General features: G+C 60.9%; 21 protein-coding genes and 1 rRNA gene (1 of these 22 only partly in view). 6 read left to right on the plus strand and 16 right to left on the minus strand.

Annotation, left to right across the window (positions count from 1 at the left end; genetic code table 11):
- From ACE04F_RS06705 to ACE04F_RS06735, 7 genes are all read right to left on the minus strand, one after another.
- A 16S ribosomal RNA gene (locus tag ACE04F_RS06705) occupies nucleotides 1-641 on the minus strand; it reaches 898 nt to the left of the window's first position.
- A 551-nt stretch (nucleotides 642-1192) separates the two neighbouring features.
- Nucleotides 1193-1813, minus strand: coding sequence for a protein-methionine-sulfoxide reductase heme-binding subunit MsrQ (gene msrQ / locus ACE04F_RS06710; protein WP_486105528.1), 621 nt, complete (start codon nucleotides 1811-1813; stop codon nucleotides 1193-1195).
- A complete protein-coding gene (msrP, locus tag ACE04F_RS06715) occupies nucleotides 1813-2826 on the minus strand; it encodes a protein-methionine-sulfoxide reductase catalytic subunit MsrP (protein WP_486105529.1) in 1014 nt (337 codons plus the stop codon). The genes msrQ and msrP overlap by 1 nt, the downstream gene beginning before the upstream one ends.
- A gap of 75 nt (nucleotides 2827-2901) precedes the next feature.
- Entirely contained in the window at nucleotides 2902-3747 is an 846-nt protein-coding gene (pssA, locus tag ACE04F_RS06720; RefSeq protein ID WP_305498795.1) for a CDP-diacylglycerol--serine O-phosphatidyltransferase, read from the minus strand.
- Between the two features lie 143 nt (nucleotides 3748-3890).
- Nucleotides 3891-4907: a ketol-acid reductoisomerase gene (ilvC, locus tag ACE04F_RS06725; protein ID WP_003185459.1), complete on the minus strand. Its 1017-nt coding sequence runs from the start codon at nucleotides 4905-4907 to the stop codon at nucleotides 3891-3893.
- Nucleotides 4908-4952: 45 nt separating this feature from the next.
- Nucleotides 4953-5444, minus strand: a complete 492-nt coding sequence (gene ilvN, locus ACE04F_RS06730; RefSeq protein WP_003176102.1) for an acetolactate synthase small subunit — start codon at nucleotides 5442-5444, stop codon at nucleotides 4953-4955.
- A gap of 2 nt (nucleotides 5445-5446) precedes the next feature.
- On the minus strand, nucleotides 5447-7171 hold the full coding sequence (locus tag ACE04F_RS06735) for an acetolactate synthase 3 large subunit (RefSeq protein ID WP_486105530.1): 1725 nt from the start codon (nucleotides 7169-7171) through the stop codon (nucleotides 5447-5449).
- A gap of 400 nt (nucleotides 7172-7571) precedes the next feature.
- Between ACE04F_RS06735 and ACE04F_RS06740 the strand changes: the two genes are divergently transcribed.
- Nucleotides 7572-7994, plus strand: coding sequence for a DUF4124 domain-containing protein (locus ACE04F_RS06740; protein WP_305498793.1), 423 nt, complete (start codon nucleotides 7572-7574; stop codon nucleotides 7992-7994).
- A 6-nt stretch (nucleotides 7995-8000) separates the two neighbouring features.
- Here ACE04F_RS06740 and ACE04F_RS06745 read toward each other — a convergent pair whose 3' ends face one another.
- From ACE04F_RS06745 to mrcB, 3 genes are read right to left on the minus strand one after another with little or no spacing between them, the layout of a single operon-like run.
- A complete protein-coding gene (locus tag ACE04F_RS06745; RefSeq protein ID WP_486105531.1) occupies nucleotides 8001-8330 on the minus strand; it encodes a YqcC family protein in 330 nt (109 codons plus the stop codon).
- The gene (locus ACE04F_RS06750) at nucleotides 8330-9052 is read right to left on the minus strand and encodes a tetratricopeptide repeat protein (RefSeq protein ID WP_486105532.1); all 723 of its coding nucleotides are present in this window, start codon (nucleotides 9050-9052) and stop codon (nucleotides 8330-8332) included. The genes ACE04F_RS06745 and ACE04F_RS06750 overlap by 1 nt, the downstream gene beginning before the upstream one ends.
- Before the next feature lie 16 nt (nucleotides 9053-9068).
- A complete protein-coding gene (mrcB, locus tag ACE04F_RS06755; RefSeq protein ID WP_486105533.1) occupies nucleotides 9069-11387 on the minus strand; it encodes a penicillin-binding protein 1B in 2319 nt (772 codons plus the stop codon).
- A gap of 116 nt (nucleotides 11388-11503) precedes the next feature.
- Here mrcB and ACE04F_RS06760 point away from each other — a divergent pair, with 116 nt between their 5' ends.
- From ACE04F_RS06760 to ACE04F_RS06770, 3 genes are all read left to right on the plus strand, one after another.
- The gene (locus ACE04F_RS06760) at nucleotides 11504-13060 is read left to right on the plus strand and encodes a bifunctional aminoglycoside phosphotransferase/ATP-binding protein (RefSeq protein WP_486105534.1); all 1557 of its coding nucleotides are present in this window, start codon (nucleotides 11504-11506) and stop codon (nucleotides 13058-13060) included.
- A gap of 90 nt (nucleotides 13061-13150) precedes the next feature.
- The gene (locus ACE04F_RS06765) at nucleotides 13151-13492 is read left to right on the plus strand and encodes a pentapeptide repeat-containing protein (RefSeq protein ID WP_486105535.1); all 342 of its coding nucleotides are present in this window, start codon (nucleotides 13151-13153) and stop codon (nucleotides 13490-13492) included.
- 212 nt (nucleotides 13493-13704) lie between these two features.
- Nucleotides 13705-13977 carry a TfoX/Sxy family protein gene (locus ACE04F_RS06770; RefSeq protein WP_039593847.1) on the plus strand — a complete coding sequence of 91 codons (273 nt, stop codon included), beginning with the start codon at nucleotides 13705-13707 and terminating at the stop codon, nucleotides 13975-13977.
- 221 nt (nucleotides 13978-14198) lie between these two features.
- Here the strand turns inward: ACE04F_RS06770 and ACE04F_RS06775 are convergent, their stop codons facing one another.
- From ACE04F_RS06775 to ACE04F_RS06790, 4 genes are read right to left on the minus strand one after another with little or no spacing between them, the layout of a single operon-like run.
- A complete protein-coding gene (locus ACE04F_RS06775; protein WP_486105536.1) occupies nucleotides 14199-15047 on the minus strand; it encodes a ChaN family lipoprotein in 849 nt (282 codons plus the stop codon).
- Between the two features lie 21 nt (nucleotides 15048-15068).
- A complete protein-coding gene (locus tag ACE04F_RS06780; RefSeq protein ID WP_486105537.1) occupies nucleotides 15069-15836 on the minus strand; it encodes a heme ABC transporter ATP-binding protein in 768 nt (255 codons plus the stop codon).
- The gene (locus ACE04F_RS06785) at nucleotides 15836-16819 is read right to left on the minus strand and encodes a FecCD family ABC transporter permease (protein WP_486105561.1); all 984 of its coding nucleotides are present in this window, start codon (nucleotides 16817-16819) and stop codon (nucleotides 15836-15838) included. The genes ACE04F_RS06780 and ACE04F_RS06785 overlap by 1 nt, the downstream gene beginning before the upstream one ends.
- 50 nt (nucleotides 16820-16869) lie before the next feature.
- Nucleotides 16870-17739 (minus strand): heme/hemin ABC transporter substrate-binding protein, encoded by an 870-nt coding sequence (locus tag ACE04F_RS06790; RefSeq protein ID WP_486105538.1) that lies wholly within the window; start codon nucleotides 17737-17739, stop codon nucleotides 16870-16872.
- Nucleotides 17740-17878: 139 nt separating this feature from the next.
- Between ACE04F_RS06790 and ACE04F_RS06795 the strand changes: the two genes are divergently transcribed.
- On the plus strand, nucleotides 17879-18196 hold the full coding sequence (locus ACE04F_RS06795; protein WP_486105539.1) for a Rieske (2Fe-2S) protein: 318 nt from the start codon (nucleotides 17879-17881) through the stop codon (nucleotides 18194-18196).
- Here the strand turns inward: ACE04F_RS06795 and sfsA are convergent.
- Together sfsA and ACE04F_RS06805 are read right to left on the minus strand one after the other, a co-directional pair.
- The gene (sfsA, locus tag ACE04F_RS06800; RefSeq protein ID WP_486105540.1) at nucleotides 18152-18910 is read right to left on the minus strand and encodes a DNA/RNA nuclease SfsA; all 759 of its coding nucleotides are present in this window, start codon (nucleotides 18908-18910) and stop codon (nucleotides 18152-18154) included. The genes ACE04F_RS06795 and sfsA overlap by 45 nt on opposite strands.
- Nucleotides 18910-20082 carry a pyridoxal phosphate-dependent aminotransferase gene (locus ACE04F_RS06805; protein WP_486105541.1) on the minus strand — a complete coding sequence of 391 codons (1173 nt, stop codon included), beginning with the start codon at nucleotides 20080-20082 and terminating at the stop codon, nucleotides 18910-18912. Before ACE04F_RS06805 ends, sfsA begins: the two co-directional genes overlap by 1 nt.
- Nucleotides 20083-20419: 337 nt before the next feature.
- Here ACE04F_RS06805 and dksA point away from each other — a divergent pair, with 337 nt between their 5' ends.
- Entirely contained in the window at nucleotides 20420-20863 is a 444-nt protein-coding gene (gene dksA, locus ACE04F_RS06810) for an RNA polymerase-binding protein DksA (RefSeq protein WP_434571787.1), read from the plus strand.
- Nucleotides 20864-20924: the final 61 nt, after the last annotated feature.

Genomic DNA, 20924 nt, shown 5'->3' on the forward strand with positions numbered 1-20924 from the left:
CAGTTTTGAATGCAGTTCCCAGGTTGAGCCCGGGGATTTCACATCCAACTTAACGAACCACCTACGCGCGCTTTACGCCCAGTAATTCCGATTAACGCTTGCACCCTCTGTATTACCGCGGCTGCTGGCACAGAGTTAGCCGGTGCTTATTCTGTCGGTAACGTCAAAACAATTACGTATTAGGTAACTGCCCTTCCTCCCAACTTAAAGTGCTTTACAATCCGAAGACCTTCTTCACACACGCGGCATGGCTGGATCAGGCTTTCGCCCATTGTCCAATATTCCCCACTGCTGCCTCCCGTAGGAGTCTGGACCGTGTCTCAGTTCCAGTGTGACTGATCATCCTCTCAGACCAGTTACGGATCGTCGCCTTGGTGAGCCATTACCTCACCAACTAGCTAATCCGACCTAGGCTCATCTGATAGCGCAAGGCCCGAAGGTCCCCTGCTTTCTCCCGTAGGACGTATGCGGTATTAGCGTCCGTTTCCGAGCGTTATCCCCCACTACCAGGCAGATTCCTAGGCATTACTCACCCGTCCGCCGCTCGCCACCAGGTACAAGTACCCGTGCTGCCGCTCGACTTGCATGTGTTAGGCCTGCCGCCAGCGTTCAATCTGAGCCATGATCAAACTCTTCAGTTCAAACATCTTTGGGTTTTGAGAAAACCCTAAACTTGGCTCAGCAATCGTTGGTTACATCTTTGATTTCTCGCGGAGTAACTTGTGATGCTGATAATCTGTTGACTAGCAGTCTGACTCCACAAGCACCCACACGAATTGCTTGATTCAGTTGTTAAAGAGCGGTGGGTTGAGCCTTTCGTCTCAACCGAGGCGCGCATTCTACAGCGCCCCGTGTATCTGTCAAGCGGTTATTTTAAGAAGTTTTCAAAGTTTCGCTTGGAAATCCTTAACAACTTCAACCACTTGCGCTTCCGATCTCTCGTTAGCGGGAGGCGAATTCTACAGCGTTAGTCGCTGCTGTCAACACCTCTTTTTTACCGCTTTCGACCGAGAGGATCGAACCGTCGACAGCCCCATCAAACCGGCCTGCCCACTCCTTCCGCGCTTCGATGAACTGAAGCCGCACATTTTCGAAACCTACTTAACTCGTTGAAACTAAAGGAGTTTTCCGTTTCGACTGCGCCGGAAGTGGGGCGAATTATAGACATCCAGAATTTGCCGTCAACCGTTAATTACGTTTTTGTTGCAGAAGACTCCTTTCGCCCGATCAGACGCGGGATACGGCGCATCACCGCAGGCACCCTGAGCACCAACAGTACCGCACCTATAAAGGCATATATCGCCCACTCCTTCAGGTCGGCCCGCACGATCCACAACATATGCAGCAACCCAAGCCCCAATATCGGATAGACCAGGCGATGCAGTTTCTTCCAGCGCCCGCCCAGTCGCCGCTGGCTGTATCGGTTGGACGTCACTGCCAGCGCCAGCAATCCGAGAAAACCGAGCGCTCCGACGATGACGTAAGGCCGCTTGCCCAGCTCCACACCCAGCTGTGACCAATCGAACCCCAGGATGAACGCCAGATACCCACTCAAATGCAGGACGACATAAGTAAAGCACCACAAACCCAACTGACGCCGGACGGCTATCCACCCCGCCCACCCCGTCAGTTTTTGCAGCGGCGTCATGCACAACGTAACCAGCAACAGGATCAGCGTCCCCAACCCCAACCGATCTACCAGCACCTTGCCCGGGTCCGCGCCCAGGAAATTCGCCAACGCCTCGTAAAGCCAAAGCATCGGCCAGATCGCCGCCGCAATGAATACGCCGATCCGCCACGCCAGAAAACGCATCAATAATCCTTCCTCAGGTCCATCCCCGCATATAAAGAAGCCACTTCATCCTGATAGCCATTGAACATCAACGTATCGCGAACGTTGGGGCTGAGCAGCCCGCTCGGCAAACGACGCTCCCGCGCCTGGGTCCAGCGCGGATGATCAACCGTGGGATTGACGTTGGCATAAAAGCCGTACTCATCAGCCGCAATGCTTTGCCAGGTGGTCTTGGGCTGCTCGCTGACCAAGCTGATCCGCACGATGGATTTCACGCTCTTGAAGCCATACTTCCATGGCACCACCAACCGCAACGGCGCGCCGTTCTGGTTAGGCAACTCCCGCCCGTACATCCCAACCGCGAGGATTGCCAGCGGGTTCATCGCCTCATCCAACCGCAAACCTTCCACATACGGCCAGTCAATCAGGGCAAAGCCTGAACGCTGGCCTGGCATGGTCTTGGGATCCTGCAGCGTCTCGAAACGAATGTACTTGGCCTTGGAGGTCGGCTCGACCTGCTTGAGTAGCGCGGAGATGGGAAAGCCGATCCACGGAATGACCATCGACCAGGCCTCGACACAGCGCAATCGATAAATCCGCTCCTCCAGTTGATAAGGCTTCATGAAGTCTTCCAGCCCATAGCGGCCCGGCTTACCCACCTCACCCTCCACGACTACGCTCCAGGGCTCGGTTTTCAATGACCCTGCGTTGGCTGCCGGATCCCCCTTATCGGTCCCGAACTCATAGAAGTTGTTGTAGTGGGTAGCGTCCTTGAAAGGAGTGATCGACTCATTTCCAGCCGTCACTGCACCCCATTGGGTAGCGGAAAGTTTTTCGGCCAACCAGGCCGGCGCCTTGCCTGCCTCGACATTGGGATAACGCGCCACATCCGCAGCGCCGGCCCATCGCGGCAAGCTACCCACGGCGAGGCCAGCCACGGATGCCCCTAGCAACTTGCGACGGGATAGATAGAAGGATTCAGGCGTAACGTCCGATTCACGGCTGTCGGACGATTTGGGGATCTTGATCAGCATGACGACTCCGCAGTGTTGGAGGGCAGGTGCACCAATAGACTGCGGAGTATGGGGGAAATTAGATTAAGGCAACGTTTAGCGTCGGCGAAGACGCAACAAATATTGCACCGGGCCCGACGCAGCGTAGGCGAGAAATACCAGCAGCAGGATACGCGGCGGATCGCTGAAGACCACGGCGAACACCAGCACCACAGCCAGGATCGCGACAAACGGCACGCGACCTTTCAGATCCAGTTCCTTGAAGCTGTTGTATTTGATGTTGCTGACCATCAGCATCCCGGCCGCGGCAACCAGCAACGCCACCAGGAACGACATTTTCGAGCCCTGGATACCATAGTCGCTGAATGCCCAGACCACGCCGGCCACCACGCCCGCGGCTGCCGGACTCGCGAGACCGATGAAGTAGCGTTTGTCGGCGGTGCCGACCTGGGTATTAAAACGTGCCAGGCGCAACGCGGCACCGGCCACATAAATGAAAGCCACCATCCAGCCGACCTTGCCCATGTCGCCCAGCGCCCAGCCGAACGCCAGCAACGCGGGGGCAACACCGAACGCGACCATATCCGACAGCGAATCATATTCGGCGCCAAATGCGCTCTGGGTATTGGTCATGCGGGCCACGCGGCCGTCAAGGCCATCGAGCACCATGGCGACGAATATCGCAATGGCAGCCAGGGCGAAGTAGCGGCTCGCCCCGGCACTGTCACCGGCACTGAGTGCCGCCTGGGCGCTCATGGAGCTGATGATGGAATAAAAGCCGGCAAACAGGTTCGCGGTGGTGAACAGGTTCGGCAGCAGATAGATGCCACGATGCCGGACCTTACGGCCTTCAGCGTCATGGCCCTCTTCGACGTGTTCATCGATGGGCAACAGGCTTTCGGCGTCAGGAGCCTGGTTCGGCTCGTCGGGACGTTCGCTCATGGACAGTACCTTGCAACGGTGTGAAAAAATTCGACAGGCGTCTGGGACGACGGTTCGGCCGCAAACGATGCAGCTTTATACCAGAAGCCAATGCCCAAACGAAAAAACGCGGCCAAGGCCGCGTTTTTCGATCAAGTCGCGACTCAGTTCTTGGCTTTGTCGACGATCTTGTTGGCACCGATCCACGGCATCATGGAGCGCAGTTGCTCGCCGATGATTTCGATGCCGTGAGCGGCGTTGTTGCGGCGCTTGGCGGTCATCGAAGGATAGCCGGTGGCACCTTCGCTGATGAACATCTTGGCGTATTCGCCGTCCTGAATACGTTTCAGGGCGTTGCGCATGGCCTGGCGGGATTCGGCGTTGATGACTTCCGGACCGGTCACGTACTCGCCGTACTCGGCGTTGTTGGAGATCGAGTAGTTCATGTTGGCGATACCGCCTTCGTACATGAGGTCAACGATCAGTTTCAGTTCGTGCAGGCACTCGAAGTAGGCCATTTCCGGCGCGTAGCCAGCTTCAACCAGGGTTTCGAAACCGGCTTTGACCAGCTCGACGGTGCCGCCGCACAGAACGGCTTGCTCACCGAACAGGTCGGTTTCGGTCTCGTCCTTGAAGGTGGTTTCGATGATGCCGGTACGACCGCCACCCACGCCGGCGGCGTAGGACAGCGCAACGTTCTTGGCATTGCCGGACGCATCCTGGTAGATCGCGATCAGGTCAGGGATACCGCCGCCCTTGACGAACTCGGAACGGACGGTGTGGCCCGGGGCCTTCGGCGCGATCATGATCACGTCGAGGTCGGCGCGCGGCACAACCTGGTTGTAATGGATCGCGAAGCCATGGGAGAAGGCCAGGGTGGCGCCTTTCTTGATGTTCGGCTCGATTTCGTTCTTGTACAGGGCAGACTGGAATTCGTCCGGGGTCAGGATCATGACCAGGTCAGCAGCGGCAACGGCGGAAGCCACGTCGGTGACTTTCAAGCCGTGGGCCTCGGCCTTGGCGACGGTAGCCGAGCCTTTGCGCAGGCCGACGGTTACATCAACGCCGGAATCCTTCAGGTTGCACGCCTGGGCGTGACCTTGGGAGCCGTAGCCGATGATGGCGACTTTTTTGCCCTGGATGATCGACAGGTCGCAATCTTTATCGTAGAAAACTTTCATGAATTTCCCCTATTTCCGGCCGTTCCGGCCATTCGCTAATTTGGTTTAGATGCTCAGTACTTTGTCGCCACGGGCGATCCCGGTGACACCACTGCGTACGGTTTCCAGGATCGAGGCAGTGCCGATCGATTGGATAAAGCTGTCGAGCTTGTCGCTGGTACCGGTCAACTGAACGGTATAGACGCTGGCGCTGACATCGACGATCTGCCCACGATAAATATCTGTAGTGCGTTTGATCTCGGCGCGCTGGGCACCGGTGGCCTTGACCTTGACCAGCATCAGTTCGCGTTCGATGTGAGCGCTCTCCGACAGGTCCACCAGCTTGACCACCTCGATCAGCTTGTTCAGGTTCTTGGTGATCTGCTCGATGACTTCATCGTGGCCCACGGTGGTCAGCGTCAGACGCGACAGGGTCGGGTCCTCGGTTGGCGCCACGGTCAGGCTTTCGATGTTGTAGTTGCGCTGCGAGAACAGGCCCACTACACGAGACAGAGCACCCGGTTCGTTTTCCAGAAGCAAGGAAATAATATGTCGCATGATTAGGTACGCTCCGTCTTGCTCAGCCACATATCGCGCATGGAGCCGTCTTTGATCTGCATCGGGTAGACGTGCTCGCTGGTATCGACCTGGATATCGAGGAACACCAGGCGGTCCTTCATGGCGAAGGCTTCTTCCAGCCCGGACTTCAAGTCCTTCAGGTCGGTGATGCGGATGCCCACGTGACCGTAGGCCTCGACCAGCTTGACGAAGTCCGGCAACGATTCCATGTAGGAATGCGAGTGACGGCTGCCGTAGCTCATGTCCTGCCACTGGCGAACCATGCCCAGTACACCGTTGTTCAGGTTGACGATCTTCACCGGCAAACCGTACTGCAGGCAGGTCGACAGCTCCTGGATGTTCATCTGGATACTGCCTTCGCCGGTGACGCAGGCGACGTCATTGTCCGGAAAGCTCAACTTGACGCCCATGGCCGCCGGGAAGCCGAAGCCCATGGTGCCCAGGCCACCGGAGTTGATCCAGCGGTTAGGCTTGTTGAACCGGTAGTACTGCGCCGCGAACATCTGGTGCTGGCCCACGTCGGAAGTCACGAAGGCATCGCCCTTGGTCACTTCGCACAGGGTCTCGATGACGGTCTGCGGCTTGATCACGCTGCCGTCGCCCTTGTCGTACGGGAACAGGCCACGATCACCGCGCCATTCATCGACCTGTTTCCACCAGGCGGCCACGGAATCCTTGTTCGGAGCCTCGCCGATTTCCTTGAGGATGGCGACCATCTCGGTCAGCACGCTCTCGACCGGACCGACAATCGGCACGTCTGCCTTGATGGTCTTGGAGATGGACGCCGGGTCGATGTCGATGTGGATGATCTTGGCGTTCGGGCAGAATTTCGCCGGGCCGTTGATGACCCGGTCGTCGAAACGCGCGCCCACTGCCAGGATGACATCGGCATGGTGCATCGCCAGGTTGGCGGTGTAGCTGCCGTGCATGCCGAGCATACCGATGAACTGGCGGTCGGTGCCTGGGTAGGCGCCGAGCCCCATCAATGTATTGGTGACCGGCAGGTTGAGCATCTTGGCCAATTCGGTCAGCGGCGCGGAGCCACCGCCGAGGATGACCCCACCACCTGAGTACAGGACCGGGCGCTTGGCCGCGAGCAGCATTTCGGCGGCCTTGCGGATTTGTCCCGAGTGACCACGTACGGCCGGGCTGTAGGAGCGCAGCTTGGCTTTTTTCGGATAGATGTACTCGAATTTCTCGGCCGGGTTGGTCATGTCTTTCGGCACGTCGACCACGACCGGGCCTGGACGACCGGACTCAGCCAGGTAAAAGGCTTTTTTCATGACCTCCGGGATTTCCGACGCGTGCTTGATCATGAAGCTGTGCTTCACGATCGGCCGGGAGATACCGATCATGTCGGTTTCCTGGAACGCATCGGTACCGACCATGGTGCTGGGCACCTGGCCAGAGATGATCACCATCGGGATCGAGTCCATGTAGGCCGTGGCGATACCGGTGATGGCGTTCGTGGCGCCAGGGCCGGATGTCACCAGAACCACGCCGGCCTTGCCGGTGGCGCGGGCATAGCCGTCAGCCATGTGGGTGGCCGCTTGTTCGTGGCGAACCAGGATGTGGGTCACTTCCGGTTCTTTGAACAGGGCATCATAGACATGAAGAAGAGCACCGCCGGGGTACCCGTAGATATATTTGACGCCTTCGTCACGCAAGAAGCGGACGAGCATCTCACCGCCAGATAAAAGCTCCACGTTGTTCACCTCTAAAACGCCAGAATACCGACCCACGAAAAGGGGACGGGTCTTAATAGGTTTACTTCTCGGCAGAGCATGAGCGACGGTGGTCGCCGACTACGTCAGCACTGACTGAGCAAGTATTGGGATCGTCCCAAGTGTTGCGGGCCTTTCCCACCCAGCGCGAGGTAACGCGTTGCGGGTGTAACAGGTCGGCGCGGATGTGCGCCTCATGATCTGCCGAGTGGGTCTGCTTCTGGCAGTCCCTCTACAGCGGACTTTGGATTCTTCTGTTTCGCCCTCTGCAAGTCAAGTCGTCAATGTGCTTTATTGAAGTAAGCACATGAGAACGCAAGAAAAAACCTTTAAACGGCTACTCTGTTAGCTTCGATTGCGCAACCCAGGACAAGGAAACAGCATGCGAATGATGTTATTGACGGCCTGCCTGCTGGCGGGCCTGAGCCCGATGAGCATGGCCGGCCAGATTTACAAATGGGTGGACGCCCAGGGCGTTACCCACTTCGGCGCCCAGCCGCCCCAAGGCGTAGAGGCGACAACAGTAGGCAAATCCGCACCGCCCGCGCCCAAGCCGGCAGCACCTGTTACCGGCGGTGTCGTCGGCGATCAAAAAGCCATCGACCAACAGGTAAAGCAGCAGGTTGCCGAGCAGGAAGCCCAACTCAAGGCATTCTGCGAGCAGGCCCGGACCAACCTGGCACAACTGCAGAACAACCCCAGGGTCAGGGAAGACGTGGAAGGCGAAATGCGCCGGCTCACGGATGAAGAGCGGCGCCAGCGCATCGATGAGACCCGCAAGCAGATCGAGGAACACTGCCAGTGAGGGCAGTCAGCTGGCGTCGCTGATCAACTGGTCAAATTGCGCCAGCAACCGCTGCAACTGGGCGCCCTGCCCTGGTCGCTGGGCATAGACCATTTCGGCCATGGCCAGGATGCCCGAGGCGTTGGGCAGTGGCAGGTCGTTTTCCAGGATCGCCTTCATCCGCGGCAGGAAGATCCATTGCAGCCACTGCTCGAAATCCAGGGTATCAACGGCGAACGGCTCGACACTTGCCAGTGCCTCCGTCGAAGGCGAAACGTCGCTCCACCAACCCTGGACGCGCAGTTCGCGCTCGATCAGCAGCAACTGATCGGCGATCTGGGGAAAACGAACATCCATCAGAGTGAAACCTTGGCTTTCTGACGGGCCAGCGCGGCGCCAGCGGAGTCGCCCTGTTTCTCGCGGGCCTGGGCAATCAGTTCCCACAGGCTTGCCTGGAGTGCCGGCCGACCGCTGGAGAATGTCAGGCCGCGGCGCGCCAGTTGCTCGGCTTGCGGCGCATCGCCCTGGGCCATGCGTACCTGGGCCAGCCGATAAAGAACCTGAGGCTCGCGCGGCGCGACACGCTGGGCGCGCTCGAGGCTGGAGGACGCACCGTTCAGGTCACCACCGGCCTGCTGCTGTTGGGCCGTAGTCAACAGCGCCAACACCGGACCATCCAGTTGCTCATCGGCGGACAAACCACCGGAGCTTGCCGACGGAATGCTGCTCGGCGTCGATGGCATGCTGTAGCTGCCCTGGTCGATCGGCGAGGTCTCGATAGGGCCCGGCGTGATCGGCCCCGGCGTGATCGGCGTGCTGCTGATGGGTGCCGACGTGGCAGCGCCACCACCGGGCACCATCACCACGACGCCCGTATCACCCTGGGGAATCGCCTGGGTCTGAGCACCCTGCACCGGACGCTTTACCGTCGTCTGACGGAAACCGCCATTGGCCGAGACCCGCTCGCTGTTGGAAACGGCGGTACCGGAGTCGACAACCGGAATCGAACCGCGCTGTACTGAAGAGCAGCCGCTGAGCAAAGCCACGGCGGTTACCGCTGGAATCAACCACTTGTTCACTTGAAACCCTCTTTGCTTAATTCACCCAGTCCTTGACCCAATCCATCACCGATTCGGCTGGGTTCTGGCCGCCACACGCCGCACCGGGCGGCGGTTCGCTGCCGCGAATATACGGCATCTGAACCGCGCCCGGGCAATTCGCGTCGGAGCCCTGCCCGGTGCGCGAATCGACCCAGGCCTGGACGATGTTGTCCGGTTGCGGCATGTCCAGCGGCAACGGGTCGGCCTTGCGCATAAAACTGGTCCAGACCTGCAATGCGCCGGTGGCGCCGGTGAACGGGGTCTTGCCGTTGTCGTCACGCCCCAGCCAGACGACCGCCAGCAAGTCCTGGCTGAACCCGGCGAACCAACTGTCGCGCGAATCGTTACTGGTGCCGGTCTTGCCCGCCAGGGTCAGCGTCCGCGGCAGCACGTTATAGACCGAGCTGCCGGTACCTTCACGCATCACCCGCTGCATGGCGCTCTGGATCAGATAAATGGAAGCCGGATCGAAACGCTGCTGGATCTGGAACGGATAACGCTTGAGCGGCTCGCCGTCAGCGGTCAGCACGCTGCGGATACCACGCATCGGTGTATTGAAGCCACCGTTCGCCAGCGTCTGGTACATCGCCGCCACTTCGATCGGGGTCAAGCCACCGGCGCCCAACAGCATCGACGGGAAAGCCGGGAACTCGCGGTTCACCCCCAGGCGCGCCAACGTCTTGAGCACATTCGGCACGCCGACTTCCAGCCCGAGGCGAGCTGTCGAGAGGTTGTAGGAATGTGCCAGCCCTTGGTAAAGGAATACCGTGCCGTGGGGACGACGATCATAGTTTTGCGGCGTCCAGACCTGGCCGTCCGCGCCCTTGACCGAGAATGACTCGTCGGAGAGCCAACTGGTCAGCGTGTACTGGCTCGGTTTTTCCAAAGCGGTGAGGTACACCGCCGGCTTGATCAGCGAGCCGATCGGGCGCACCGCATCCAACGCCCGGTTGAAACCGGCATAGCTGGCCTGACGGCTGCCGATCATCGCCTGGACTTCACCGGTCTCGGGGTTGGTCACGACCATGGCCGCTTCGACTTCGTCTGAGCCCTTGCGCCCCGCCAGTCGCTTGAAGGTGTCATTGACCGAGGCCTCGGCCTTCATTTGCAGGATCGGATCGAAGCTGGTGAAGATGCGCAGGCCTTCTTCGGTCAAGTCTTCGTCACGATAGTCTTCGCGCAGCTGCCGCTTGACCAGGTCCATGAAACCCGGAAACGAACTGTCCGCGAGACTGCCGCGCTTGGTCACGCCCAGCGGCATCTTTTTCGCCGCTTCTACCTGCTCGGCCGTGGCCACGCCTTGTTGCTGCAACAAGTCCAGCACCAGGTTGCGCCGCTCGAGGGCGCGCTCCGGATTGCGACGCGGGTTGTAGGAAGACGGCCCCTTGACCATGCCGACCAGCAACGCCACCTGATGCAACTTGAGCTCGGACAGCGGCTGGCTGAAGAAGAACTGGCTGGCCAGGCCGAAACCGTGCACCGCTCGCTGGCCGTCCTGGCCGACAAAAACCTCGTTGAGGTAGGCCTCGAGAATTTCCTGCTTGCTGTAATGCAGCTCCAGCAACAACGCCATCATCGCTTCGGTGAGTTTGCGGGTCAGGCTGCGTTCGTTGGTCAGGTAGAAGTTCTTGACCAATTGCTGGGTCAACGTACTGCCGCCCTGGCGCATGTGTCCCGACGAGGTGTTGACCCAGACGGCCCGGGCAATCGACTTGGGCGAGACGCCGAAGTGATGGTAGAAATCACGGTCCTCGACGGCGATCAGTGTTTCAAGCAGGAACGGCGGCACCTGATCGATCTTGATCAGGATCCGGTCTTCGAGATTCTTCGGGTACAGCCCACCGATCAGCAGCGGTTCGAGGCGCACCACCGACAGGCTCGCATTGTTGGCGCCGGTCAGCGCGGCCACATAGTCACCGGAGAAACGCACCCGCACCGGCTGCGCCTGCTCCAGGCCTTCATAGAACTGGAAGCCGCGAGTGTTGATGTCGATGGTGTTGCCATTGACCGAAGCTGCACCCGGGCCATTGGCCACGCTTTCGCGGCGGTAACCCAAGGCATCGAGCTCGGTCAGGAAATCTTCCTTGCTGAGCTTTTGTCCGACGAACAGCTCCAGCGGCCGCGCGTAGACCTTGGCCGGAATGGTCCAGCGCTTGCCGGAGAATTTCTCCTGGACCACGGCATCGAGGTAGACGGCAAAACCGGCGAGCACGACAAGGCCAACCAGGCTCAGTTTAAGGGCCCAGCCCAGCCAGGGCCGCAGGCGGCTGGCGGGAGGTTTCTTGGGGGTACGGGGGGATCGGGTACGAGTCATGGCGGCGGATTATACGCACTTTGGCGTGGTTCAACATGCGTCCGCCAAGGTTTGCGTTAGCCTCGCTTGCCGCCATAATGACCGCCTTGAATTTTCCAGTCTCTGAAGGATCGCCCGTGAGCCAGTCACTGATCGCTGCCCTGCAAAACCCGGCCCTTTACCCGCATCCCGTCGAAGGGTTCCAGGTCATCGAAACCCATATTTCCTGGGTGTTGCTCACCGGGCCCTACGCCTACAAATTCAAGAAGCCGGTCAATTTCGGCTTCCTCGACTTCACCAGCCTCGACGCGCGCAAGCATTTTTGCGCTGAAGAGCTGCGCCTGAACCAGCGCCTGACCCAGGACCTCTACCTGGAAGTCCTGCCGATTACCGGCAGCGCCGAAGCGCCAAGCCTCGGCGGTGATGGCCCAGCCATCGAATACGCCCTGAAGATGCGCCAGTTTCCCCAGAGCCAACTGCTCAGCACGCTCCAGGCCAACGGCGAACTGACCACCGCGCACATCGACGAAATGGCCGCGCAGATCGCCCAGTTCCATCTTTCGACGCCCAAGGTGCCCGCCGACAATGCGGCAGGCACGCCGGACAGCGTCATGGCGCCGGTGCGGCAGAACTTCGAGCAAATCCGTCCGTTCCTCAGCGACAAGGCTGACCTGCTGCAACTCGAAGCCCTGCAGGCCTGGGCCGAAAGCAGCTTCGAACGCCTCAAGCCGCTGCTGGCCCAGCGCAAAACCGAAGGTTTCACCCGCGAATGCCACGGCGACATCCATCTGGGCAACGCCACCGTGATCGATGGCCAGGTGGTAATTTTCGACTGCATCGAGTTCAACGAACCGTTCCGCTTCACCGACGTCTACGCCGACACCGCATTCCTGGCGATGGACCTTGAAGACCGCGGCCTCAAGTCACTGGCGCGGCGGTTCGTCAGCCAGTACCTGGAGCTGACGGGCGATTACCAGGGCCTGGAGCTGTTGAACTTCTACAAGGCCTACCGCGCCCTGGTCCGCGCCAAGGTCGCGCTGTTCAGCATGCCCGCCGAAGCCGATCCGGTGCAGCGTGCGACGACTCTGCGCCAGTACCGCAACTACGCCAACCTGGCCGAAAGCTACAGCACCATCCCGTCGCGCTTTCTGGCGATCACCCACGGTGTTTCGGCCGTCGGCAAAAGCCACGTCGCCATGCGCCTGGTGGAAGCCCTGGGCGCGATCCGCCTGCGCTCGGACGTGGAGCGCAAGCGCCTGTTCGGCGAGCAGCAAGTACCGAACGATCCACAGGCCGGCATTTATAGCGGCGACGCCAGCAGCGCCACCTACGCCCGCCTGCATGAAATTGCCGACGTGATCCTGCACGCAGGATTCCCGGTAGTAATCGACGCCACTTACCTCAAGCGTGACCAGCGTGACGCCGCGGCCAGGATTGCCGAAGGCACGGGCGCGCCATTCCTGATTCTCGATTGCGACGCGCCGCAGGCAGTGATTGAAAGCCGGCTCGCCCAGCGCCAGGCGGACCAGAAGGACCCGTCCGACGCGAACCTGACCGTTATTGCCGCCCAACAGGCCGGCCGCGAGCCGCTGACCCCGGCGGAAATCCTCTGCAGCAAGCGGGTTCAGACCAACGAAAGCGGCACGCTGGATGTTGTGGTCGCACAGATCCGCCAACGCTTGCCGGGCCTGTAGGAATTATTTCAGCCGTGAAGCGACGCCCGGCTTCACGGCCGTCAAATAGTGGCACTATACTGGCGTCATAAAACCAGCAGGTGATAGGAAATGAGCCACCCCAAGCTTCTCGAAACCCCGCTTTATGCCTTGTTGCGCAACGACGATATCGCCGGCTTCAACAGCGATCGGACTGAAGGGCCGATCGACATGCGCGGCGGCGATTTCCGTGGTCTTGACCTGCGCGAACTGAACGCGGACAACGTGGACTTCACCGACGCCTACTTCCGTTCCGCCGATTTGCGCGGCGTCGATTTTCGCAACTCGTCGCTGGAAGGCGCGAGCCTCGCCCACGCGCAGATTTCCGGCGCCTACTTTCCACCCGAGTTGTCGGCCGACGAGATCCTGATGTCGATGAATTTCGGTACACGCCTGCGCTACCGCACCCGCTAAGCCTGGCACGACCGCGGCCCGGCACCGAACAGACCTCCAGCGCCCCCGCCCGCGCTGGACGACGTGCTGTTTCTGTCGTTCTACACCTATCGTGCGTAATGCATTAGAAGGTTTTGCGTCGTTTCCGACCAAACAATCACGCTTTTCCTACTGACCGCTACACTCCTGAGAAGCTTGCCCACTGCACCAGTCGGCCGTCGCAAGGAGGCTCGATGAATGATGAACTGCAACACCTGAAGAATCTGGGCAAGACGTCAGCCCAGTGGCTGCATGCCGTGGGCATCCACAGCGCCTCGGATCTTCGTCGCCTCGGCGCGGTGGACGCCTACCGCGCCGTTCGCACTCGCGGGTTCCGGGCATCAAAGGTATTGCTGTATGCCATCGAAGGCGCATTGATGGACATGCACTGGAACGATATTCCCGCTGAACGCAAGGAAGCCCTCAATAAACAGCTGGATGCGATTTCGGCTCGTCACAAAGCCTGATGCGGCTTTTTTGCCGCCCACATCGCGCCGCCCCACCATTTTTTCGGCGATTCGAAAAACTTTGTTTGACATGGAAATGAGAATCGCTATGATTACCAAATCCGGTCGCGAGACTGGTCGATATTTGAAAAGCCCTTGGTTCGGACTCTCAGATATCTCCTCATCAGGCTAATCACGGTTATTTGACCCGGCTTTTGCCGGGTCTTTTTTTGCCCGGAATATCACTTGCCATGTTGTTCACGCATCTGCGCGCAGTAATCCTGAGGCGGGGTGGCCGGGGTGTACCAGACATAATCAGCCATGGCCGACGTAACGTTGCTCCCCTCCTCGGCCAGCATCAGCACAACCGGAGCTTCGCTGGCGTCCAGATCCTGCGCATGCAGCGGCACGCCAACGTCCTTTCGCCCATGCCAGGCGCCAGCAAACAATATTGCAGGCGCCGGGGCCTTGAGCAACCGCTCGGCCATTCGCCGGTCTCGCTGCTGCTGGACTGCCAGCATCGCCGGCATCTGCGATTCTGGCAGCAGGCCGCAGTGGGACTCGCGGATCTGTCCCAGCAGCTTTTCCTTCACCACGGACGAATTGGAGCGCTCGCCCTCCACCAAGGGCATTTGACGATAGATGCGCTGGATCTCCGTGCGGTCAAGATTGGCCGCCAGCACCGGATAAGGCTGAGGCAAGGCGAACTCCACCACGGGTCCGTACAGGTTCCAATCCCAACCCGGCGACCAGTCCAGCGCGCCGGGCAAATCCTTGGGCAAGGCTGGCAACTGGCGAACCGCGTCGACCTTCGGCTGTTGCCGCAGCGTCAGCATCTCCAGCAGCAAGCTGCCTTGGGCTCGTTGGTCGGCCAAGGCCTGGAGCAGCCAGAGCTGCAGCGCATGATGGTCGCGGTTGTCGTGCTGCTCTCCGACCACGGCACGCGGAGCTTGCGCCAAGCGCTCGACCAAGGCATGCGACAAGAGGGCCTGGCCACTTTGCAAGTCAAGGATCCGTCCGTTGACCGGAGGCGGCGCGATACTTTGGCAAGCCGTCAACACACTCAAAGCCAGGATCAGAAACAGGCGCACATCTGCATCCTCCAGATTGCCTCAGCGGGCGATGATCAACGGATGCCCGCGCTCCGGATGGGACTGCACCAGCACCTCCAGGCCGAATACCGCTTTGAGCGGCTCCGGGCGCAGCACTTGCCGGGGTGTGTCCAGGGCCACCGGCCGGCCGGACGCGAGCAGCAACAGGCGGTCACAGTAACGCGCCGCCAGGTTCAGGTCATGCAGGATCACCAGCACGGCGGCACCGCGACCGGCGAATTCACGCACCGCTTGCAGGATGGTGTGCTGGTGCAAGGGATCAAGCATTGAAGTCGGCTCGTCCAACAACAGCGTCTGCCCCACCTCGCCCGGCCATAGTTGCGCCAGCACTCGCGCCAAGTGCACCCGCTGGCGTTCACCACCGGACAAGGTCAGGTAGTTGCGGCCATACAGATGCGTGGCATCCGCGGCCTGTAATGCCGATTCAACGATCTGCGCGTCCCGCAACTGGCCGCTCCGGTGGGGCAGACGACCCATGCCGACCACCTCTTCCACGCGGAATGCAAAATCCAGGGTCGACGATTGTGGCAACACCGCCAGACGACGGGCGCGCTCGGCGCCGCCCCACTGGGCGAGGGTCCTGTCGTCGAGCCAGACCTGACCCCGGGCCGGAGGCAACTCGCCACACAAGCCTGCCAGCAGCGTACTTTTGCCCGCACCGTTGGGGCCGAGCACACCGAGCACTTCGCCGGGATTGAGCTGAAAGTCGATATCCGCCAGTACGGTTTTGCGTCCCCGGAGAATATGCAGGTTGTGCGCTCGCAGCATCAGGCACGCCCCCGCAGCAACAAATACAGGAAGAACGGTGCGCCGATGAATGCCGTGACGATGCCGATGGGCAATTCCGCCGGGGCCAGCGCGAGGCGCGCCACCAGATCGGCGAATAGCAGCAGGCTCGCCCCGGCCAGGATTGAAGCCGGTAGCAGGACGCGATGGTCCGGCCCCGCCATCAACCGCACCAGATGCGGCACCACCAGCCCGACAAAACCGATCATCCCCGCAGCCGCCACCGCCGCTCCAACGCCCAGCGCAGTGCAGAACACCAGCTCACGCTTGAGCCGTTCGACATCAATGCCCAGGTGCGCGGCCTCGGACTCGCCGAGCAACAAGGCGTTGAGCGCCCGGGCGCGACGCGGCAGCCAGATCGCCACACCGGCACTGACCAATAGCAATGGCCACAAGCGCGCATAGGTGGCGCCGTTGAGGCTACCCAGGTTCCAGAACGTCAGGGTGCGCAGGGTCGCGTCATCCGCTAAGTAAGTGAACAAGCCGACCGCCGAGCCGGACAGCGCGGTCAGGGCGATTCCGGCCAGGAGCATGGTCGCGACGTGAGTCTGACCGTTGCGCCGGCCGAGGCGATAGACCAGCGCCGTAACCCCGAGCCCGCCGAGGAACGCACACAGTGACAAGAGATAAGGTCCCAGCGCTTCGGGCAGCCCGCCCAGCATCGAACCGCCGACGATGGCAAACGCCGCCCCCAGCGCCGCACCACTGGAAACCCCGACCAGCCCCGGGTCCGCCAGCGGGTTGCGAAACAGCCCCTGCATCGCCACGCCGGATAACGCCAATACCCCGCCCGCCGCCAGCCCCAGCAGAGTGCGCGGCAGGCGGATCTGGCCAAGGATCAGTTCGGCCTGTTCCAGGCCATCGGCAGCCACCGGCAAGCCCGACAGGCGCATGGCGGCGCGCAGGGTATCGAACAGCGGCAAGCTCACCGGCCCCAAGGCCAGGGACAACCAGATCGCCAGCAGGCAGAGCAGGCCCAGCCCAATGAATAAAGTGCGTGGCTTGACCAGCGCAGTCATGGGGTCTTGACCGGATAGAACCCGTCGGTCAGCTGCACCAGGCTTTGCGGCAGGCGCGGACCCAATCCGCCCACCAGCAGCGTCGGGTCCAGTTCCATGACACGCCCACCCATGGCAGCCCGGGTCGAGGACAAGATCGGATTTTCCTTGAACAGCGCGGCGCGCGCTTCTTCGCCGCTCAAGGCTCGATCGGCAAAGACCAGCACTTCAGGATTCAAGCTGGCAAGGGTTTCCACTGAAAACGGTTTGTAGCCGCTGTGGGTCGCCAGGTTGTGACCACCGGCCTGCTCCAGCAACCAGTCGGCGGCGGTGCCTTTACCGGCGATCAGCGATTTGCCGCCAGCATTGCCCACCAGCAGCAATACACCAGGCGCCTTCTGCTTGAGCCGGACTGCGTTTACGCGGACGGCGTGCTGGGAAAGCCGTTGTTGATAGTCATCGAACAACTCCGCAGCCTTGGTCTCGGCCCCCAAGAGCTGCCCCAGGTGGCGAAGATTGGTCTGAAGCGCCTCCAGGCTCGGCGCCGCCGAAAACAACTCGACCGGCACCCCGGCAGCACGAATTTGCACGAGCACCGGCGGCGGTCCCATTTCTTCGGTGCCCACCAGAATTTGCGGCCGCAAGCTCAGCACGCCCTCCGCCGACAGCTGTCGCTGATAACCGACACTGGGCAGCGCTCGCAACGATTCGGGATGCTGGCTGGTGGTGTCCACGCCCACCAGCTTCGACTCGCCGCCGAGCGCACTGACCCACTCCGACAAGGCACCTCCTGCGCTCACCCAGCGTTGCGGCAGATCGGCCGCCAGCACTCCCTGGCTGACCAACAGGACGACCCAGAGCACAGCACCGCGAAAACTCAAGCGCATCGGACAGCTTCCTCAGAGAAGTTTTTCACAAGACCGTGGCTGGCAACGTATCCTCAGCCACCTGTGCAGCAGGCGCCATTTGATAATTGTTTTCATTTGAGCGTCAAGCTTGGATCCTTCAGGTTTAACGAGCATAAAAATGAAACTCCTTTGCACCGCCGCCGAATTATCGGACAACAACAGTCGCGGCTTCGACATCGAAGGGCGCAAGGTGCTGGCCGTGCGGCGTGCAGGCCAGGCCTACGTCTACCTCAACCGCTGCCCGCATCGCGGCGTGCCGCTGGAATGGCAACCCGACCAGTTCCTCGACCCCAGCGCCAGCCTGATCCAGTGCGCGACCCATGGCGCATTGTTCCTGATCGAAAGCGGTGAATGCGTCGCCGGCCCTTGCGCCGGGCAGTTCCTGGCCGCGCTAGACAGCCGGGAGGACGACCAAGGCATCTGGGTCGACCTGTAGCGGCTCAAGCAATACCGGCAGCGGGCGGTCCACCCATATCTGCTCCGGCGTCAGGGTGACCGCGTAGGCCAACACCTCCACCCCAGCGGCCACCGCCTCATGCAACGCCGCCGCGTACACCGGGTCAATCTCCAGCGCCGGGCGCACCGCTTCGATGCCACTTAGGTTCACGCAATACAGCTGCACCGCGCGTACGCCGTCGCGAGCCAGACAGGCCAGTTCCCGCAGATGTTTGGCGCCACGCAGCGTCACCGCATCGGGAAATGCCGCGACGTTTGTTCCATCGAAACCCAGCGTGACACTTTTGACCTCGACCCAGGCCGAGGTCTGGTCGGCATAGTCGAGTCGAAAATCGATACGGCTGTTCTCCACGCCGTAGACGACTTCGCGCTTCAGCCCGACAAAACCGTTCAGTTCCTTGATGACACCCGCGCGCAGCGCCTCTTCGATCAGGGGGTTGGCTCGCGCGGTATTGATGCAGGCCAACCGGCCCTGCGGGGTTTCGCCTATTTCCCAGGTCCCTGGCAGCTTGCGCTTGGGGTCGCTGGAGCGGCTGAACCAGACGCGCGCGCCCTCGGCCATACAATTGAGCATCGAGCCGGTGTTCGGGCAGTGAATGGTGAGCAGTTCGCCGTGAACGGTCTCGATATCGGCGAGAAAACGCTTGTAACGTCGAATCAGTCGAGCTTCTTCCAGTGCCGGAGAAAAACGCATCAGCCTTGCCAGCTCCGCAGTCCACGTTCGATTCGCGTTACCGCTTCCTGTAGCCGCGGCAGGCTTTGGGTGTAGGCAAAACGCACATGATGACCGGCCTGGTGCCGACCGAAATCCAGCCCCGGCGTGAACGCCACGTGTTCGGTTTCCAGGAAATGCTGGCAGAACGCAAAGGCATCGCCGCCGAACGCGTTGATATCGGCGTAAAGATAGAACGCACCTTCGGGCTCCACCGCGATGCCGAACCCCAACTCACGCAACGCCGGCAGCAGGAAGTCGCGACGCCGCGCGAACTGGGCACGACGCTGCTCGAAAATCTCGATGGTCGCGGGTTCGAAACAGGCCAGGGCCGCGTACTGGGCCATGCTCGGCGCACTGATGTAAAGATTCTGCGCAAGTTTCTCCAGCTCACTGACCGCCGCCGAAGGAGCCACCAGCCAACCGAGCCGCCAGCCGGTCATGCCGAAATACTTGGAAAAACTGTTGAGAACAAAAGCATCGTCGTCCACTTCCAGCACACTGGCGGCCTCGGTGCCATAAGTCAGGCCGTGATAGATCTCATCGACGACCAGGTGGCCATTGTGGCCCTTGATTGCCCCGGACAACCCCGCCAACTCGTCACGGGAGAGAATCGTCCCGGTCGGGTTGGCCGGCGATGCCACCAATGCCCCCACACTGTCGTGGTCCCAATGGCGATCCACCAGGTCCGGGGTCAGTTGATAACGCACGTCCGGCCCGACTGGCACCAATTGCGCCGCGCCTTCGATCAGGCGCAGGAAATGGCGATTGCAGGGGTAGCCAGGATCGGCCAGCAACCAATGCTTGCCCGGGTCGACGAGCAGGGCACTGGTCAGCAACAAGGCACCCGACCCACCCGGCGTGACCAGGATGCGCCGCGGATCGATGTCAACGCCGTGGCGCTGCGCATAAAAGCCGGCGATGGCCTCGCGCAACTCGGGAATGCCGCGGGCTGCGGTGTAACGGGTCTTGCCGGCCGCCAGGGCGGCCTGGCCAGCCTGGATGATCGGCTCGGCGGTGGTGAAGTCCGGCTCGCCGATCTCCAGATGGATGACATCGTGCCCGGCAGCCTGCAATTCGTTGGCGCGCGCCAGCAACGCCATGACATGGAACGGTTCGATGGCACGGCTGCGTGCGCTGTAGGGCTGGGCCATTGGGGCCATCCTTCACGGAAAAAGAACCGATTCTACCCAACTCAGGCAGCGGTGCGGGAACGAGCGCGACTACAGAAGGGTCCTACCGTAGTTCGCTGGAAATGGTTCCAGCGATTGGCCCAGGCTTGACTAGAATCAAGCATTGAGCAGGATTGCACCCCCACCGAAGCGAACCCGGCCCCGTTTTACCGGCCCCGGCCGCCGCAGGCTCGACAACCGGGAGTAGCGCGGCCCGATTTGATCTGGTAAGTTCGCCCGCTTGCAGCCGCAGGGCCGGCAGGTGTCGGTGATGGAGCAATCCTGCGTAGTGGATTACAAGAGTAGAGGCGGTCCATTCATGCCCACCCAAGCAAAGCAGAATCAAAATCAGTCGCTCAGCGGGTTTGAGCCGTACATCCCACAACCGGGCGAAGAGTACATGGGCGCCCCGATGCGCGCGCACTTCACCAAGATCCTGAACAAGTGGAAACAGGACTTGATGCTGGAAGTCGACCGCACCGTGGACCATATGAAGGACGACGCTGCCAACTTCCCCGACCCGGCCGACCGTGCCAGCCAGGAAGAAGAGTTCGCCCTCGAACTGCGCGCCCGTGACCGGGAACGCAAGCTGATCAAGAAAATCGACAAGACGCTGCAACTGATCGAAGACGAAGAATACGGCTGGTGCGAGTCCTGCGGCGTCGAGATCGGCGTCAAGCGACTGGAAGCACGTCCAACCGCAGACATGTGCGTCGATTGCAAGACCCTGGCGGAGATCAAGGAAAAACAGGTCGGCAAGTAATCGCCGGGGCTGTCACCGAAACGGAGCGTTCATACGCTCCGTTTTTTGTTTGCGCACCTCC

This window comes from Pseudomonas sp. AGC41, assembly GCF_057334555.1.

Coding starts and splice junctions, on each gene's coding strand:
- ACE04F_RS06795 (WP_486105539.1), top strand. CDS start 17,879: ATGAAACTCCTTTGCACCGCCGCCGAATTATCGGACAACAACAGTCGC.
- ACE04F_RS06740 (WP_305498793.1), top strand. CDS start 7,572: ATGCGAATGATGTTATTGACGGCCTGCCTGCTGGCGGGCCTGAGCCCG.
- pssA (WP_305498795.1), bottom strand. CDS start 3,747: ATGAGCGAACGTCCCGACGAGCCGAACCAGGCTCCTGACGCCGAAAGC.
- ACE04F_RS06745 (WP_486105531.1), bottom strand. CDS start 8,330: ATGGATGTTCGTTTTCCCCAGATCGCCGATCAGTTGCTGCTGATCGAG.
- mrcB (WP_486105533.1), bottom strand. CDS start 11,387: ATGACTCGTACCCGATCCCCCCGTACCCCCAAGAAACCTCCCGCCAGC.
- ilvN (WP_003176102.1), bottom strand. CDS start 5,444: ATGCGACATATTATTTCCTTGCTTCTGGAAAACGAACCGGGTGCTCTG.
- ACE04F_RS06805 (WP_486105541.1), bottom strand. CDS start 20,082: ATGGCCCAGCCCTACAGCGCACGCAGCCGTGCCATCGAACCGTTCCAT.
- msrP (WP_486105529.1), bottom strand. CDS start 2,826: ATGCTGATCAAGATCCCCAAATCGTCCGACAGCCGTGAATCGGACGTT.
- ilvC (WP_003185459.1), bottom strand. CDS start 4,907: ATGAAAGTTTTCTACGATAAAGATTGCGACCTGTCGATCATCCAGGGC.
- ACE04F_RS06770 (WP_039593847.1), top strand. CDS start 13,705: ATGAATGATGAACTGCAACACCTGAAGAATCTGGGCAAGACGTCAGCC.
- sfsA (WP_486105540.1), bottom strand. CDS start 18,910: ATGCGTTTTTCTCCGGCACTGGAAGAAGCTCGACTGATTCGACGTTAC.
- ACE04F_RS06765 (WP_486105535.1), top strand. CDS start 13,151: ATGAGCCACCCCAAGCTTCTCGAAACCCCGCTTTATGCCTTGTTGCGC.
- msrQ (WP_486105528.1), bottom strand. CDS start 1,813: ATGCGTTTTCTGGCGTGGCGGATCGGCGTATTCATTGCGGCGGCGATC.
- dksA (WP_434571787.1), top strand. CDS start 20,420: ATGCCCACCCAAGCAAAGCAGAATCAAAATCAGTCGCTCAGCGGGTTT.
- ACE04F_RS06790 (WP_486105538.1), bottom strand. CDS start 17,739: ATGCGCTTGAGTTTTCGCGGTGCTGTGCTCTGGGTCGTCCTGTTGGTC.
- ACE04F_RS06780 (WP_486105537.1), bottom strand. CDS start 15,836: ATGCTGCGAGCGCACAACCTGCATATTCTCCGGGGACGCAAAACCGTA.